At 68.8% G+C, this 16,996-nt stretch carries 15 protein-coding genes; 13 read left to right on the top strand and 2 right to left on the bottom strand.

Annotated features, from left to right (window positions below):
- On the top strand, nt 1-1,020 hold a 1,020-nt coding region (locus RS85_RS04495), incomplete at its 5' end, for an HNH endonuclease signature motif containing protein (RefSeq protein ID WP_046012218.1).
- A gap of 66 nt (nt 1,021-1,086) precedes the next feature.
- Here the strand turns inward: RS85_RS04495 and RS85_RS18920 are convergent.
- The gene (locus RS85_RS18920; RefSeq protein WP_052703392.1) at nt 1,087-2,244 is read right to left on the bottom strand and encodes a CU044_5270 family protein; all 1,158 of its coding nucleotides are present in this window, start codon (nt 2,242-2,244) and stop codon (nt 1,087-1,089) included.
- Nucleotides 2,210-2,863 carry an RNA polymerase sigma factor gene (locus RS85_RS04485; protein WP_235282332.1) on the bottom strand — a complete coding sequence of 218 codons (654 nt, stop codon included), beginning with the start codon at nt 2,861-2,863 and terminating at the stop codon, nt 2,210-2,212. Before RS85_RS04485 ends, RS85_RS18920 begins: the two co-directional genes overlap by 35 nt.
- Before the next feature lie 54 nt (nt 2,864-2,917).
- Here RS85_RS04485 and RS85_RS04480 point away from each other — a divergent pair, with 54 nt between their 5' ends.
- From RS85_RS04480 to RS85_RS04425, 12 genes are all read left to right on the top strand, one after another.
- The gene (locus RS85_RS04480; protein ID WP_046012241.1) at nt 2,918-3,535 is read left to right on the top strand and encodes a rhomboid family intramembrane serine protease; all 618 of its coding nucleotides are present in this window, start codon (nt 2,918-2,920) and stop codon (nt 3,533-3,535) included.
- Between the two features lie 101 nt (nt 3,536-3,636).
- Nucleotides 3,637-4,269 (top strand): hypothetical protein, encoded by a 633-nt coding sequence (locus RS85_RS04475; protein WP_235282331.1) that lies wholly within the window; start codon nt 3,637-3,639, stop codon nt 4,267-4,269.
- A gap of 9 nt (nt 4,270-4,278) precedes the next feature.
- Entirely contained in the window at nt 4,279-6,387 is a 2,109-nt protein-coding gene (pta, locus tag RS85_RS04470; protein ID WP_046012215.1) for a phosphate acetyltransferase, read from the top strand.
- Nucleotides 6,388-6,443: 56 nt separating this feature from the next.
- A complete protein-coding gene (locus tag RS85_RS04465) occupies nt 6,444-6,692 on the top strand; it encodes a type II toxin-antitoxin system Phd/YefM family antitoxin (RefSeq protein WP_046012214.1) in 249 nt (82 codons plus the stop codon).
- The gene (locus RS85_RS04460) at nt 6,689-7,096 is read left to right on the top strand and encodes a type II toxin-antitoxin system VapC family toxin (RefSeq protein WP_046012213.1); all 408 of its coding nucleotides are present in this window, start codon (nt 6,689-6,691) and stop codon (nt 7,094-7,096) included. The genes RS85_RS04465 and RS85_RS04460 overlap by 4 nt, the downstream gene beginning before the upstream one ends.
- Nucleotides 7,093-8,313, top strand: a complete 1,221-nt coding sequence (locus RS85_RS04455; protein ID WP_046012212.1) for an acetate/propionate family kinase — start codon at nt 7,093-7,095, stop codon at nt 8,311-8,313. The genes RS85_RS04460 and RS85_RS04455 overlap by 4 nt, the downstream gene beginning before the upstream one ends.
- Before the next feature lie 104 nt (nt 8,314-8,417).
- Complete coding sequence (locus RS85_RS04450; RefSeq protein WP_046012211.1) at nt 8,418-9,209, top strand: HAD-IA family hydrolase; 792 nt, start codon at nt 8,418-8,420, stop codon at nt 9,207-9,209.
- Nucleotides 9,206-11,716, top strand: coding sequence for a glycoside hydrolase family 65 protein (locus tag RS85_RS04445; RefSeq protein WP_046012210.1), 2,511 nt, complete (start codon nt 9,206-9,208; stop codon nt 11,714-11,716). Before RS85_RS04450 ends, RS85_RS04445 begins: the two co-directional genes overlap by 4 nt.
- Before the next feature lie 45 nt (nt 11,717-11,761).
- Nucleotides 11,762-14,053: a DNA polymerase III subunit gamma and tau gene (locus RS85_RS04440; protein WP_046012209.1), complete on the top strand. Its 2,292-nt coding sequence runs from the start codon at nt 11,762-11,764 to the stop codon at nt 14,051-14,053.
- Nucleotides 14,053-14,646 carry a recombination mediator RecR gene (recR, locus tag RS85_RS04435; protein WP_046012208.1) on the top strand — a complete coding sequence of 198 codons (594 nt, stop codon included), beginning with the start codon at nt 14,053-14,055 and terminating at the stop codon, nt 14,644-14,646. The genes RS85_RS04440 and recR overlap by 1 nt, the downstream gene beginning before the upstream one ends.
- Entirely contained in the window at nt 14,643-15,602 is a 960-nt protein-coding gene (locus tag RS85_RS04430; RefSeq protein ID WP_052703387.1) for a DMT family transporter, read from the top strand. Before recR ends, RS85_RS04430 begins: the two co-directional genes overlap by 4 nt.
- Nucleotides 15,603-15,698: 96 nt before the next feature.
- The gene (locus RS85_RS04425; RefSeq protein WP_046012239.1) at nt 15,699-16,979 is read left to right on the top strand and encodes an aspartate kinase; all 1,281 of its coding nucleotides are present in this window, start codon (nt 15,699-15,701) and stop codon (nt 16,977-16,979) included.
- The last annotated feature ends 17 nt before the right edge of the window (nt 16,980-16,996 follow it).

Genomic DNA, 16,996 nt, shown 5'->3' with positions numbered 1-16,996 from the left:
CGGTCGGATCGGGGTGCGCAGGATCAACGGTTCTTCACGATCGGGCGGCTCCGCAACGGGCTGCACGCGGTGCGGGGCAACGTGCTCCCCGATGTCGCGGCACAGATACAGGCCGTGTTCGACGCCTACGGCAACCCCAAGACCGACGGAGCCCCGCAACCCGGAGTGCAATTCGAAGACAGCGAAGGTGCCGGTGCGGGATACGGCCCGGGTGCGGGGAACGACGCCGGTTCAGGTGCGGGCTGGCCCAGCGACGACGATGCCGCGGGGAATGCCACCGATGCAGGTTCCGGTACGACCGCTGGCACAGGTTTCGGCGCGACCGGGGGTGCGAACGCTGCCGGTGATAAGGCCTTCGCCTCTGGCGGTGACTTCCCTCCCGACGGGTTCACCCGCTCCGAAGGGGCCGTTCCCCCAGACGAGCCAGAGCCGCCCGACCGGCGCTCCGCCGGGCAGAAACGACACGATGCCCTGGCCGCGGCGTTCAGTATCGCGGCGCGGCACAAGGAGATGCCGTCTCTGGGTGGGGCGTCGCCGACGCTGGTCGTGCACGTGGATGCGAAAGACCTCGCCGCAGGCAGGGGATGGGCGACCCTTGCCGGGTCACAGTCCCCGATCCCGTTGCACGTCGCCGCACACACCGCCTGCACCGGGACCATTCAACGGGTGCTGTTCGACGAAGGCCGCATCGTGGGCATCAGTGTCACCGACCGGGTGTTCACCGTCCACCAGCGACGAGCGATCATCGCCCGCGACAAGGAATGCCTCATCCCCGGATGCCACGTCCCCGCATCCTGGTGCGAGATCCACCACGTCACCGAACACGCCCGCGGCGGACCGACCCATACCGACAACGGGGTCCCGTTGTGCTGGTGGCACCACCGATCCCTCGACACGTCCGGGTGGGAGATCCGCATGAACAACGGTGTCCCCGAAATTCGCGGACCCGCCTGGTGGGACCCCCACGGCCACTGGCGCACACCACGACCGAGCATCCCCCGACACCTCGCCACCGCATGAACCGATCCGCACCGGTACACCGTGACGTCGTCCGTATCTGATGGCGCATGCGCCCGCCGATCATTTCTAGCCGCTCACGCCGCACGTCGAGACATCAGTCGGTGCGGCGGCGACGACGCTGGTCGTCACAGTGGTCCAGCCCCGAGCGGTACCTGCGGGAATGCCGGCGTATCCATCGAGGGTCACCTGCCGCTCGCCGATGTACCGTCCGGTTTCGGGATCGACGATGAGGTCGTAGCGGACGTTGTCAGCCCTTTCCAGGCGGCCGATCGCGATTCCGGTGGTTCCATTGAGGGTGGCTTGGTCTTCGACGATCTCCACGCCCGGAATCCGGGCCGCGGCCTGATACAGCGCGGCGCGGAAGTCAGCGGGAACCGTGCCTGCCCGCAGCACATCCATGATCCATCCGAGCGCCTGTCCGTCGCGCGATTGGCCGGAGTTCCCGTTCAGTTCGTAGATGCTGTCGAGGAGTTGGCGCGGGTCCCTCGGGAGAGCGTCGTAGTCATCACTCCGGCTCATCCCTTGGTGATATCCGCCGAAGCTGCCGCCTCCCGGTGTGATGCCGCCGGAGAAGAAACGGATGGTGTGCGCGTCGTGCTCGTCGCGGATCGCGAGCTCTTCGTTCGCGAATATCTCCGATCTGGGGCCGAAGGTCTGCACGGGTGCTCGCATGCATTGGATCCACACCCAGTCATCGCTGCGATCTGCGGGGATGTAGAGCTCGTCATGATACGACTCCAGCGCGGACACCATGTCGGAGTCCTGGACGTTCCCGTCGTCCTCGTCTCTGATCCGCTCGGCGTCCTCTTCCAGCGTTCCCGTCACGGAGAAGACGCCGTCGGTTCGGACGGACAGGTACTGCCCTGGGCCTACGACCGGGTCGCTGACCTCGATTGCGGCGACCGCTGCGGAGTTGAGCACGCTAGCGGCAGCAGGGTCGGCTCCCGCGTTCCACCCGGCGAATCCCAGCACGTTCGTGGCCGCGAGCGCGACGGTCAGACACGTGGCTCCGAGGACGGAGAACCCTGCCCAGGCCACGGTGCGCCGGCGGCGCCGAACTCTTTCCGGCGCGAACCTCGCGTCTTCACCCAGCTTCGAGAAGAGCGCGACGGGGATCTCGCCGTCGATGTGGGAGAGGAGCGCGGCTCGCCCGTGTTCCAGCGCTTGTCGGCTCGGCTCGCGCGTCCGGTCACGCGTGCTTCGGAGCAGCGTCAACTCGTCCATGATCCGTCTCCTGTTCGATGAGGGGAAGTCCGGCAGCGCGGCGCAGATGCCGCCTCGCCCGGCTCAGTCGTGAGCGCACCGTGCCGATCGGCACCTGCATGGCAGAGGCGATCGACGCGTAGTCGAGGTCGCTCCAGGCGTAGAGCAGGAGAGTGTCGCGGTCTGCTTTCGAGAGCCGACGAAGAGCCTTCGTGAGGCGACGAGCGAGGCGTTCCGCATCGATGCGCGCGCCTGCCTGTTCGATTAAGTCCGGAACGATCTGCGCCGCGAGATCAGCCGACACGCCCTTCCACGCGATGGCCTCCACTCGAACATGCTTACGCATGAGCCGCGTGGCTATGCCGAGCAGCCACGGCCGCGCATTCAGCACTGTGACGTCGTACGCCGAGCGCCGCTCGAAGGCCACCAAGAACGTCTCCGCCATCACATCTTCCGCAGCGTGATCGCCGAGACGTTGCGCCGCGTACCGGTAGATCGATGTTGCATGACGGCCATACAGCGTCTCGAAGACAGCGGGCTCGCGTATCGAGCGTTCAATCACCTCGTTGTCTTGGCTCACATCCGTATTGCTCGATTCTGTCGATTGAGTTCGCACCAATCTTGCCTGCAGGTGCGGCACGGCCTTACTCAGTCGACTCCGGGGAAGTCCTGCGACAATCAGCACGTGACCGTCATGCCGCCCAGGAACACCGCCAACGCGCAGCGCACGAGCAACGCCCTCGGCCGGTTCGCCTCGCCGGTCATCCTGCTCGCACTGATGTGGCTCGTCCAGATCGTCGACGCGATCCTGCCCGGCTCGTTCACCGGTTTCGGCCTGCGGTCGTGGGATCTCTCCGGACTCGGCGGCATCGTGTTGGCTCCTCTGCTGCATGCGAACTGGGCCCACCTCATCGCCAACTCGGTGCCGTTCCTCGTGCTCGGCTGCCTGGTCGCCGTCGAAGGCGCGCGGCGTTTCTGGGCCGTCACGGCGATCATCGCGATCGTCGGCGGCATCGGCACGTGGGTGTTCAACGCGCCGGGCACGCTCACTGTCGGCGCTTCCGGACTCGTGTTCGGCTACTTCGGCTACGTCGTGCTGCGCGCCTTCGCTTCCGGGCGGGTCGCGCACCGCATCCTGTACGCCGTGATCGCCATCGTCGTCGTCGCGCTCTATGGCGGCACGATGCTCGCCGGCGTCTTCGGTGTCGCCGAGGGCGTGTCCTGGCAAGGCCATCTGTTCGGTGCGATCGGTGGCGGTGTCGCCGCTCTTGCCAGCCGTCGCCGTCCGGATCGCGACGCCCTCACCCGATGACTGCCCGGCGGGCCGCTCCCGGTAGAACGTCTGCCGGCCGAGGACGAACAAAGCCGAAAAGCGCACAGCCGCGAAGATCCCGCAGTTCGGGCGCGGCACGCGTGAAACGCCGCAAGCCCGGGGCGCGAAAGCAGGCTGCCCTCCGCCTGCGTCGTCGACGGATGCTGCGCCGCATTCTGGCCTGGACGGGCGCAGTCGCCTTCGCTGCAGCGTTCCTGGTCCTCATCCCGCTCGGGCTGGCCCGTGAGCCCGCGGCGATCTGCATCGACGACCCGGCGACCTTCCCGGAGGCGGGCGTCGAAGGGTGGAGCGGCGAACAGCTCGAGAATGCGGCGACGATCGTGACCACGGCATCCGCTCTGGGCTTCGGGCGCGACGGCCAGATCCTCGGCGTCATGACGGCCATGGGCGAGAGCAGCCTGCGCAACATCGATTACGGGGATTGGGAGACGCGCGGCTTCACCAATCCCGACGGTACGCGGACGACGAGCATCGGCCTCTTCCAGCAGCAGGAGTGGTGGGGCACCGTCGAGGCGCGGATGGACCCCGCCACCTCGGCCACCCTGTTCTTCGAGCGGCTGGGACGGCTGCCCGACTGGCAGCAGCTGCCGCCGTCGCATGCGATCCACCGGGTCCAGGTGAACACGGATCGCGACTACTACGCGCGATTCCAGGAGGATGCCGCGACGATCGTCGACACCCTCGCCGGCGCGTGTGTCGCCGGCCGCGCCTAAGCTGAACCCGTGGCGAGAAGCATCTATGTGACCTCGGCCGAAGGCCATACCGGAAAGTCGACGATCGCCCTCGGGGCGCTCGACGCTCTGATGCGCGTGTCGCCCCGGGTGGGGGTGTTCCGCCCGATCGCCCGGTCCGTCACCGAGCGCGACGAGATCCTCGACCTGATGCTCGCGCACGACGGGGTGCACCTCGACTACGAGGACTGCATCGGCGTCACCTACGACGATGTGCGCAGCGATCCCGACGCAGCGCTGTCGACGATCGTGGCGCGCTTCAAGGCCGTCGAAGCGCAGTGCGACGCGGTGGTCATCATCGGCAGCGACTACACCGACGTCGCGAGCCCGGCGGAGCTCGGCTACAACGCGCGCATCGCCGCGAATCTCGCCGCCCCCGTGCTGCTGGTCCTCAGCGGACGCGATCAGCAGCGGCAGGCCGAGCAGCTCGGCACGACGACCGCGCGCGCGGCATCCGGCGTGAGCAAGATCGCTTCCCTCGCCCTTTCCGAGCTCGCGGAAGAGCGGGCCGAGCTGTTCGCCGTCGTCGTCAACCGTGCCGATCCCGGGGCTCTCGACGAGATCATCGCCGAAGTCTCGGCAGCGCTGCCGCAGGACGGGACCCCGGTGTGGGCGATCCCGGAGGACCGCAATCTCGTCGCTCCCTCGATCCGCAGCATCCTCACCGCCGTCGACGGGAAGCTGCTCAAGGGCGACGACGACCGGCTCGGGCGCGAAGCGCTCACCATCGTCGTCGCGGGGATGTCGATGGTGAACGTGCTTCCGCGGCTGACCGAGGAGGCGGTCGTGGTGATCCCCGCCGACCGCACCGAAGTGCTGCTCGCCGCGCTGCTCGCGGATTCCTCCGGCACGTTCCCGCGCATCGCCGGCATCATCCTCAACGGTCCGTTCCCGCTGCCGGACCCGATCGTGCAGCTCCTCGACGGATTCTCGTCATCGGTCCCGATCATCACGACCGACCTCGGCACGTACGACACCGCGGTGCGGGTCATGGGAACGCGCGGTCGCATCTCCGCAGATTCCCGCTCGCGCTACGACCGCGCCCTCGGTCTCTTCCAGACGCACGTCGACATCGTCGAGCTCACCACGCAGCTCGGTCTCGCCGAGTCGCGCGTCGTCACGCCGCTGATGTTCGAGTACGGCCTCATCGAGCGCGCCCGCGCCGATCGGCGGCGCATCGTCCTCCCCGAGGGCGACGACGACCGCATCCTCCGTGCGGCCGCGACCCTGATCGCCCGGGAGGTCGCCGATCTCACGATCCTCGGCGACGAGGCCGCTGTGCGTGCGCGCGCCATCGAGCTCGGTGTGGACATCGCCGCGGCGCAGGTCATCAGCACCACCGATCCCGAACTGGTCGAGCGGTTCGCTGCGGAGTACGCGCGACTGCGCGCGCACAAGGGCATCACCCTCGCTCAGGCCGCCGACACGGTCACCGACGTGTCGTATTTCGGCACGATGATGGTGCATCTGGGGCTCGCCGACGGCATGGTCTCGGGTGCTGCGCACACCACGGCGCACACGATCCGTCCGTCCTTCGAGATCATCAAGACGAAGCCGGGAGTCAATGTGGTCTCCAGCGTGTTCCTGATGGCGCTGGCCGACCGCGTGCTCGTCTACGGCGACTGCGCCGTGATCCCCGATCCGACGAGCGAGCAGCTGGCCGACATCGCCATCTCCTCGGCCGCGACGGCACAGCATTTCGGCATCGAGCCGCGCGTCGCGATGCTGTCGTACTCGACGGGGGAATCGGGATCCGGCGCCGACGTCGACAAGGTGCGCGCGGCCACCGCCCTCGTGCGCGAGCGGGCGCCCGAGCTGCTGGTGGAGGGGCCGATCCAGTACGACGCCGCCGCTGACGCCGCCGTCGCGAAGGCGAAGCTGCCCGACTCGGCAGTCGCCGGCCGAGCGACCGTGTTCGTGTTCCCCGACCTCAACACGGGCAACAACACCTACAAGGCGGTGCAGCGGTCGGCGGGCGCCGTTGCGATCGGCCCGGTGCTGCAGGGCCTCAACAAGCCCATCAACGACCTCTCGCGCGGTGCACTCGTCGACGACATCGTCAACACGGTCGCCATCACGGCGATCCAGGCGCAGCAATAGGGCTCGCGTCCACCTCCGCCCGAACCGGTGTGCTACGGAAGTGCTACACTATCGGCATGAAGACGATCAGTCAGCGCGAACTCCGCAACGAGAACGCGAGCATCATCGATGAGGTGGAACTCGGCGAGACCTTCACGGTCACCCGTCGTGGCGCCCCCGTCGCGAGCCTGACGCCCTACACGGGCGACGCGGGTCTGCGATGCGTCAAGCCCGCGCGAAACCGCCTGGATCCGTCCAAGCTGAGACGATCCGATGTCGCGATCCCGACGGCCGAAGTTCTCGACGACCTGCGGGGAGATCGGTGAGCCGCTGGTACATCGACACGTCCGCCGCGTTGAAGCTGATCGTGAACGAGGAGGAGTCGGACGCACTCGCGGCTGCCATCGCTGGCGAGCAGCCCGACCTCGTGGCGTGCTATCTGCTCGAGACCGAGCTGCGGCGTTCCGCGCATTCGCACGACCTCGCCCAGACAGACGTCACCGACCTTCTCGACGGCGTGAGCCTGTATGAAGTGCCGCCGGGGCTCTTCCGGGAAGCAGGACTGCTCCCCGGGCGAGGGCTGCGCTCACTGGATGCGTTGCATGTCGCAGCGGCGGTCGCCATCGGTGTGGATCGGATTCTGACCTACGACCTGCGGATGGCGGAGGCCGCGCTCGCCATGGGCGTGCGGCCGCATGCGCCAGGACAGCACGCCGGAGGCAAGGCATGAGCGCGATCCTCGTCATCAACAGCGGATCCTCCTCGCTGAAGTACAGCCTCATGGACGTCGACACCGAGAACGAGCTCGCGAGCGGACTCATCGAACGGATCGGCCAGGACGCCAGCCCGGTCTCGCACACCGTCCGTCCGGACACGGAAGCGGATGCCGTGGCGACGATGCTCGACGCGACCTACCGCACCGAGCAACCGATCGCCGACCATCACGATGCCTTCGCGGTCATGCTCGCCCAGTTCGCCGCGCACGGTCCGTCGCTGGACGAGCAGCCGCCGGTCGCCGTCGGGCACCGGGTCGTGCACGGCGGCGCCCGCTTCTTCGCGCCGACCCTGATCGACGACGACGTCGAGCGCCAGATCGATGAGCTCGCCGTCCTCGCTCCGCTGCACAACCCGGCGAACCTCGCGGGGATCCGAGCCGCTCGAACCGCGTTCACCGACGTGCCGCACGTCGCCGTGTTCGACACCGCGTTCCATCAGACCTTGCCGCCGGCGGCCTACACGTACGCGATCGACGCCGAACTCGCGGCCGAGCACCGGGTGCGCCGCTACGGCTTCCACGGCACCAGTCATCAGTATGTGAGCGAGAAGGCGGCGGCGTTCCTCGGCCGCGACCTGGCCGACCTCCGCCAGATCGTCTTCCACCTCGGCAACGGTGCATCGGTCACCGCGATCGACGGCGGTCGTTCCGTCGAGACGTCGATGGGCCTGACTCCGCTCGAGGGTCTGGTGATGGGCACGCGCTCGGGCGACCTGGATCCCGCAGTTCTCGTGCATCTCTCCCGCCGAGCAGACCTTTCGATCGACGACCTCGACGCGCTGCTCAACAGCCGGAGCGGTCTCCTCGGCCTCGCCGGGCGCAGCGACATGCGCGACATCCTCGCCGGCGTCGATGCCGGGGATGCCTCGGCGATGCTGGCCTTCGACGTCTACATCCATCGTCTGCGCGCCTACGCCGGCGCCTACATCGCGCAGCTCGGCGGTGTGGACGTGGTCTCGTTCACCGCCGGCGTCGGCGAGAACGCCGCGCGGGTCAGATCCGAGGCACTGGCGACCCTCGGATTCGCCGGTGTCGAGGTCGATCCGACCCGCAACGAGGCACGCGATCGCGGCGTCCGCGTGATCTCCTCCGACACCTCCAGGGTCAAGGTTCTGGTGGTTCCGACGAACGAGGAACTGCAGATCGCCCGTCAGACCGCAGAGCTCCTCTGATCCGAAGCCGCGCCGGGGTTACCCGAGTGCGCCGCACGCCATTACGCTTGCACAGTGGCACGGAGAGGTGCCGGACAATCATCGCCCTTCTCCTGGAGGCTCCTGTGCCAGAAGCCCTGCCCGATCTGCTCCGCGCCGACGGTGTGCTCTTCGACCTCGACGGCGTGCTCACGCCGACGGCGGAGGTGCACATGCGGGCGTGGAAGGTCGTCTTCGATGACGTCTTCGAGCGGTGGGGGATCGCGCCTCCGTACACGGATGCCGACTACTACGACTATGTCGACGGCAAGAAGCGCTATGACGGCGTCGCGACTCTGATGCAGAGCCGCAACGTCGAGGTTCCCTGGGGCGACGTCGACGACGATCCGGCGGCCGAGACCGTCTGCGGCATCGGCAACCGCAAGAACGCCGCCTTCGCGATCTCGCTCCGGAGCGAGGGCATCGCCCCGTACCCCGGGTCGCTCGCGCTCGTCGAGAAGCTGCACGCCGCCGGAGTTCCCCTCGGCGTCGTGTCGAGCTCGAAGAACGCCGAAGAGGTGCTCGCCGCCGCCGGCATCCGCTCGTTCTTCCGCATCGTGGTCGATGGCGTCGTCGCGGAGCGCGATCGCCTCGCCTCGAAGCCCGCCGCCGACATGTTCGCGGCCGGCGCCGCCGCACTCGGCGTCGACCCGGCACGTGCGGTCGCCATCGAGGATGCCACCTCCGGCGCAGCATCCGCCGCCGCAGCCGGTTTCGCGACCGTCATCGGGGTGGACCGCGGCACGGGTGCCGATGCTCTGCGCAAGGCCGGCGCGACCGTCGTCGTCGACGACCTCGACGCCTTCCTCCCCGAAACCCGCACCGACAGCCCGGAGAACGCATGCGACGTACTGAGCGACCGGAGGGAGTCGAAGTGATCGACCGCGACCGCTTCCCCGTCGACCCGTGGCGTCTCATCGAGACGAGCTATTCCGAAGAGGGCGTGGGGGAGACCCTGTTCTCCGTCGGGAACGGCTATCTCGGCCTTCGTGGCAACCACATCGAGGGCCGCGGTGCCCATGAGCATGGCACCTTCATCAACGGACTGCACGAGACCTGGCCGATCCGTCACGCCGAGCAGGCGTACGGCTTCGCCGAGGTCGGGCAGACCATCGTCAACGCCCCCGACGCGAAGGTGATGCGCGTCTACGTCGACGACGAGCCGATGTCGTTCGACGAGGCGGACGTGCGCGAGTACCAGCGCACCCTCGACATGCGCACCGGCGTGCTCGAGCGTCTCGTCGTCTGGGAGACGCCGTCGGGCAAGCGCGTGCGCATCCGCGACGAGCGCATCGTGAGCTTCGAGGAGCGGCACCTCGCGATCCTCCGTCTCGAGGTCACGGTCGAGAACTCCGACGCACCGGTGACGATCAGCTGTCAGCTGCTGAACCGACAGGACGGCGGGAACGTCTACGCCGGAACCCCGAAGCCGGCGCAGAAGAAGGCCGGTTTCGATCCGCGCAAGGCCGAGAAGATCGCCGACCGCGTGCTCGAGCCGAACGAATACTGGCAGGACGGCCTCCGTGCCGCACTGTCGTACGAGGTCGCCGACTCCGGCATGACCGTCGCCGTCGTGGCGGACCACATCATCGAGACCGAGAACGAGTACAGCGCTCGCCGCCTCATCGAACCCGACATCGCCAAGAACGTGTTCCGCGTGCAGGCGAAGGCCGGTGTCCCGATCAGGATCACGAAGCTGGTCAGCTATCACACCTCGCGGGGTGTTCCGCCGCGCGAGCTCGTCGACCGCTGCCGTCGCTCGCTCGACCGGGTGGCCGTGGAGGGCGTCGAGACGCAGTTCCGTCGGCAGGAGGAATGGCTCGCCGCGTTCTGGGAGCGCAGCGACGTGCAGATCGGCGGTCGCGACGACATCCAGCAGGCGACCCGCTGGTGCCTGCTGCAACTCGCACAGGCGTCTGCCCGAGCCGACGGCACGGGCGTTCCGGCGAAGGGCGTGTCCGGCTCAGGGTACAGCGGCCACTACTTCTGGGACACCGAGATCTACGTGCTCCCGTTCCTCACCTACACGTCGCCGCAGTGGGCGCGCAACGCGCTCCGCGCCCGCGTGCAGATGCTCCCGGCCGCACGTCGCCGGGCGGCGCAGCTCAACGAGGCGGGGGCCCTGTTCCCCTGGCGCACGATCAACGGCGAGGAGGCCTCGGCCTACTATGCCGCCGGCACCGCGCAGTACCACATCAACGCCGACGTGAGCTTCGCGCTCGGCAAGTACGTGCGGGCCACGGGCGACGACGACTTCCTGCGGCGCGAGGGCGCCGACATCGCGATCGAGACCGCACGACTCTGGGCGACCCTCGGTTTCTGGCGGAGCTCGAGGCCCGCATCGGAGCCCCTGACGGGCGAGATCATCGAGACGTTCCACATCCACGGCGTCACCGGGCCCGACGAGTACACGACCGTGGTCAACGACAACCTCTACACGAACGTGATGGCGCGCTACAACCTCCGCTATGCGGCGCGCATCGTCCGGGAGATCCAGGAGACCTACCCGGACGAGTACACCCGGCTCGTCGAGCGCACCGGCCTCGGATCGGGCGAGGCCGAGGCGTGGGAGCGCGCCGCAGAGGCGATGTTCATCCCATACAGCGAGAGCCTCGGCATCCACCCGCAGGACTCGCTGTTCCTGGAGCGGGAGGTCTGGGACCTGGCACAGACACCGGCGGACCAGCGTCCGCTGCTGCTGCACTTCCACCCGCTGGTGATCTACCGGTTCCAGGTGCTCAAGCAGGCGGATGTCGTGCTCGCGCTCTTCCTGCAGGGCAATCACTTCACGCCGGAGGAGAAGCGGGCCGACTTCGACTACTACGACCCGCTGACCACCGGCGACTCGACCCTGTCGGCCGTCGTGCAGTCGATCCTCGCGGCCGAGGTCGGGTATCAGGACCTCGCCCAGCGCTACTTCGAACAGTCCCTGTTCGTCGACCTGCACGACCTGCACCACAACGCGGCTGACGGCGTGCATGTGGCCTCGGCCGGCGGGGTGTGGACGGCGCTGGTGTGCGGCTTCGGCGGCATGCGTGACTACGCCGGTGAACTCAGCTTCGACCCGCGGCTGCCCGCGGCCTGGCCGTCGCTGTCGTTCCCGCTGCAGTGGCAGGGATCGGAACTGCAGGTCACCGTGACGAAGGACGAGTTGCAGCTGCGGGTGCGCAGCGGTGCTCCCGTGCCCTTCACGGTGCGCGACACTGCCTACATCGCCACGGTCGACGAGGCAGTCGTGGTGCCGCTGGCCGATCAGGGCCCGCTGATCCCCGGACGACCGACGCTGCGGCAGTTCGCCGACGCCCTGCGCGAGGACGGAACGCGGCTCTCCGCGTCCGTTCCGGTGATCACGACGGCGATCCCGATCATCGAGTCCGTCGACTGATCGGGCGACCCGCCGAACGTCGGTGGCACGCCGTAGGCTGTTGAGGTGACCACAGCCCTCTATCGCCGCTACCGGCCCGAGACGTTCGGCGAGATGATCGGGCAGTCGCAGGTGACCGACCCGCTGATGACCGCGCTGCGCGGAGACCGCGTCGGTCACGCCTACCTCTTCTCCGGCCCGCGCGGCTGCGGCAAGACGACATCGGCGCGCATCCTCGCCCGCTGCCTGAACTGTGCGGAAGGGCCGACCGATACGCCGTGCGGCACCTGCGACAGCTGCGTCGAGCTGTCCCGCGCCGGCGGGGGGTCGCTCGACGTGGTCGAGATCGACGCCGCGAGTCACAACGGCGTCGACGACGCGCGCGACCTGCGCGAGCGTGCCACCTTCGCACCGAGTCGCGACCGCTACAAGATCTTCATCCTCGACGAGGCGCACATGGTCACCCCGCAGGGGTTCAACGCCCTGCTGAAGCTCGTCGAAGAGCCGCCGGAGCACGTGAAGTTCATCTTCGCCACCACCGAGCCCGAGAAGGTGCTCGGCACCATCCGCTCGCGCACCCACCACTACCCGTTCCGGCTCGTGCCGCCCGCGGCGATGCTCGAGTACGTCGCGAAGCTCTGCGGCGAAGAGGGCGTCATCGTGGAACAGGGCGTGCTCCCGCTCGTGGTGCGCGCCGGCGGCGGCTCTCCCCGAGACACGCTGTCGCTGCTCGACCAGCTGATCGCGGGGTCCGACGCCCCCGCCGGCTCCGAGACGGTCACGGTCGGCTACGCCCGCGCCGTGTCGCTCCTCGGCTACACCCACGGCGCGCTGCTCGACGAGATCGTCGACGCGCTCGCCGCAGGTGATGCGGCTGCCGCCTTCCCGGCGATCGACCGCGTCGTGCAGACCGGACAGGACCCGCGCCGCTTCGTCGACGACCTGCTGGAGCGACTGCGCGACCTCATCGTGATCGCGGCGGTCGGAGCGGGCGCATCCGCGGTGCTCCGGGGCATCGCCGAAGACGATCTCGAGCGCATGCGCGGCCAGGCGGCGGTGTTCGGGTCGGCGCGGCTGTCGCGCACGGCCGACGTGGTCAGCGCCGCCCTCGACGACATGACCGGGGCGACGTCCCCCCGCCTTCATCTCGAACTGATGGTGGCTCGCGTCCTCGCGGCGGCGTCGGATGCTGCGGCGCAGGTTGCCGCGCCGGGGAACCCGCCGGTCGCCGCGACTGCACCCGTGACCCGTGACAAGGCGCCTGCCGCTGCCGCCGCCCCCGCCCCCGCGCCCGAACCTGCTCCCTCCTCCGCGACGGTGCAGCCGGACACGGGCACGCAGTCCGTCGAGGAGGCGCCGAGTGGCGAGCCGACCGCAACGACGACTTCGGATGCCGTTGCTGCGCCCGCCGTCGTCACGAAGTCGCCGGATGCCGCTGTTGAGCCCGCCCCTGCGGCATCTGCTCAGGCCGCCCCTGGCGCCCAGGTGACCCTCGCGAGCATCCTCGCGTCCTGGCCCGCCGTGCTCACGAGACTCGAGGGGATCAGCCGCACCTCGTGGCTGCTCGCGACCGCCGTGCAGCCGCTGGCCTTCGTCACCGAGAGCGATGTGCTGACGCTCGGCTTCACGAGCCAGCACGACGTGGCGAAGTTCAAGGGCACGACGCCGGGCGCAGGTCCCTCCGATCACCTGCGCACCGCGATCGAGCAGGAACTCGGAGTGCGGGTGAAGTACATCCCGGCGCCGATGCCTTCGGTCGGTTCACCGCGTCAGGCCGCCACCGCCGCGCCCCCGGCGTCGTCCGATTCGGCACCCGCATCGGAGCCTGCGTCAGCGGGTTCGTCCCGCCCTCAGGTCCGTGCCGCGTCGGCATCCTCCGCGTCCTCCGTGACGGAATGGGCCGTCGCGTCCATCCCGACCGCCGCCGAGCCGCAGAGCGAGCCACCGGCACCGGCATCTCCACTTCCGGTCGACGAGGAACCCGAAGAGGTGGAAGCCGCGGCATCCGCTCCGGTTCCACCGACCGACGGCGCTGTCGACCGTGACGAGCCGCCGCTGCCCGGCGATGACGACGCTCCGTTCGACGACGAGCCGCCATACGACCCCTCGTACGAGCCACGTGCAGCGGGCCCGACACCGACGAACGCACCCCGGAATGCGCCGACGTCGCCTGCGCCGGCCGCAGCTGCCCCGGCCGCCCCGCGGGTGCAGCGCGCCTCGTCCGCTGCTCCCGCGGTCACTGAGCGCGCGCCTTCCCGTGGGGGAGTGCAGCGCTACGGCGAGGCCGTCATCCGCCAGGTGCTCGGTGCGACGTTCGTGCGCGAAGAGCCCTATGAGCCCCCGACGAGGTTCTCCTGATGTACGACGGCATCGTTCAAGAACTGATCGACGAATTCGGTCGCCTTCCCGGCATCGGTCCGAAGTCCGCACAGCGCATCACGTTCCACATCCTGCAGACGCCGACCTTCGACGTCGCCCGGCTCGCCGAGCTGCTGTCGGAGATCCGCCTCCGGGTGCGGTTCTGCGAGGTGTGCGGCAACGTCGCCGAGCAGGAGCGCTGCGCCATCTGCCGCGACCCGCGCCGCAGCCAGGCCCTGATCTGTGTGGTCGAAGATGCGAAGGACGTCGCGGCCATCGAGCGCACGCGCGAGTTCCGCGGCCTGTACCACGTGCTCGGCGGCGTGATCAGTCCGATCGCCGGCGTCGGGCCCGATGATCTGCGCATCGCCCAGTTGATGACCCGCCTTGCTGACGGTTCCGTGCAGGAGGTCATCCTCGCGACCAACCCCAACCTCGAGGGCGAGGCGACGGCCAGCTATCTCAGCAGGCTCCTGACAACGATGCAGATCACGGTGTCGAGGCTGGCGTCGGGTCTGCCGGTCGGCGGCGACCTCGAGTACGCCGACGAGGTCACGCTCGGTCGCGCCTTCGAGGGCCGGCGCGTCCTGTGAACCCCGACGGGGGCTTCTCCCGTCGCGGCTGGCTGCTCTTCGGGGCTATGGCGCTGCTCTGGGGTGTGCCCTATCTCTTCATCAGCATCGCCGTCGAGTCGCTCTCGCCGCCCGCCATCGTGGCGGGGCGCACCCTCATCGCGGCGCTGCTGCTGCTGCCGTTCGCCTTCCGTGGTGGAGCGCTGCGCACCGCATGGAGGCACTGGCCCTGGGTGCTCGCCTTCGGCCTGGTCGAGATGGCGGGTCCCTTCGTGCTCCTGGGGCACGCCGAGATCACGCTCCCCTCGGGGATGACGGGCCTGCTCGTCGCCACGGTGCCGCTGTTCGCAGCCCTGATCGCACTCGGCGGAGGCGACCGCGGAGTGCTGAAGCCCGCCCGCGGCATCGGCCTGCTCGTCGGATTCATCGGTGTCGCGGTCGTCGTCGCCGGCCCTGGTCTCTTCGGCGGCGAGATCAGTCTGCTCGCTGCGGGCGAGGTGCTGCTGGTCGCCGTCCTGTATGCGATCGCTCCGTTCATCGTGATGCGCAAGCTCGCCGATGTGCCCTCTCTCGGCACGATCACGCTGTCGCTGCTGATGATCGGCATCCTCTACCTGCCGATCGGCATCCTCACCCAGCGCGAGGTCCCGACGTTGCCGTCGATCGGTGCGCTTCTCGCTCTCGCGGTGATCTGCACGGCGGTCGCCTTCCTGGCCTTCTTCGCGCTCATCCGCGAGGTGGGTCCGGTGCGCGCACCGCTCTTCACCTACGTCAATCCGGTGGTGGCGATCCTCCTCGGAGCGATCGTGCTCGCCGAGCCGCTGACGCCTGGCCTGCTCATCGGCTTCCCGCTGATCATCGCCGGATGCTGGTTCGCGGCGACCGGCGGGCGTCTGCGGCCCGCACGCGTCACGCCCGGGTCAACTCCCGAAGCCGCCGATCCGCCTGCGGCCGCGTCGCTTCCTCCCGCCCCGTGACCGCCTCCTGCCGCGACGACACATGCGCGGCAGGGTATACGGACGAATCGTAGAATGAGCGGTGGGCGGATCCGCCCGTCATCCCAGGGAGTGAACGTGGCCCTCATCGTGCAGAAGTACGGCGGCTCGTCGGTCGCCGACGCAGAGAGCATCAAGCGCGTCGCCAAGCGCGTCGTCGACACACGTCGTGCGGGCCACGACGTGGTCGTCGCCGTCAGTGCGATGGGCGACACGACCGACGAACTCCTCGACCTCGCGAACGAGGTCGCTCCGATCCCGGCGCCGCGCGAACTCGACATGCTGCTCTCCAGCGGTGAGCGCATCTCGATGGCGCTGCTGGCGATGGCCATCCACTCGATGGGATTCGAGGCGCGATCCTTCACGGGCAGCCAGGCCGGCATGATCACCGACTCCCAGCACGGTGCCGCACGCATCGTCGATGTGACGCCCGTGCGGCTCCGCGAAGCCCTCGACGAGGGCGCGATCGTCATCGTCGCCGGGTTCCAGGGCTTCAACCGCGACACCCGCGACATCACGACGCTCGGCCGCGGCGGGTCCGACACCACCGCCGTCGCGCTGGCGGCCGCGCTCGGCGCCGACGTGTGCGAGATCTACAGCGATGTCGACGGCATCTACACGGCCGATCCCCGCGTGATCCCGAAGGCGCAGAAGCTCGATCACGTCTCGACCGAAGAGATGCTGGAGCTCGCGGCCAACGGGGCCAAGGTGCTCTACATCCGCGCCGTCGAATATGCACGCCGTCACGGCGTTCTCATCCACTCCCGGTCGACATTCTCGTCCGCCGAGGGTACGTACGTTCTGGGCGAGGGGATGAAGAACCCGCGCGAAGCAGAGGGAGCAGTCATGGAAGAACCGATCGTCGCCGGTGTGGCCACCGATTTCAGCCATGCCAAGATCACCGTCGCCGGTGTGCCCGACGTCCCGGGCAAGGCGGCCGAGATCTTCAAGATCGTGGCCCGCTCCGGCGCCAACGTCGACATGATCGTGCAGAACGTCTCCGCCACCGGACGCACCGACATCTCGTTCACCGTCCCGAAGGCGGATGCCGCAGCGGCGCTGAAGTCGCTCGCCGCCGACCAGACCGAGGTCGGCTTCCAGAACCTCATCCACGACGATCAGATCGGCAAGCTCTCGGTCGTCGGCGCCGGCATGCGCACGCACTCGGGAGTCTCCGCGACCCTGTTCGAGGCGTTGTCCGCGGGTGGCATCAACATCGAGATGATCTCCACCTCGGAGATCCGCATCTCCGTGGTGCTCCGCGGCAGCGACCTCGCCGAGGCCGCCCGCACCGTGCACACCGCCTACGGTCTGGACGGCGACTCCGAAGCCACCGTCCACGCCGGAACCGGCCGCTGACGCGCATCGCCCTCGCC

Source organism: Microbacterium sp. SA39 (assembly GCF_000967865.1).
In the GTDB taxonomy this organism is placed as follows: Bacteria; Actinomycetota; Actinomycetes; order Actinomycetales; family Microbacteriaceae; genus Microbacterium.
Note: the sequence above shows the minus strand (reverse complement) of the source record. Positions and strands in the feature narration are given on the sequence as shown.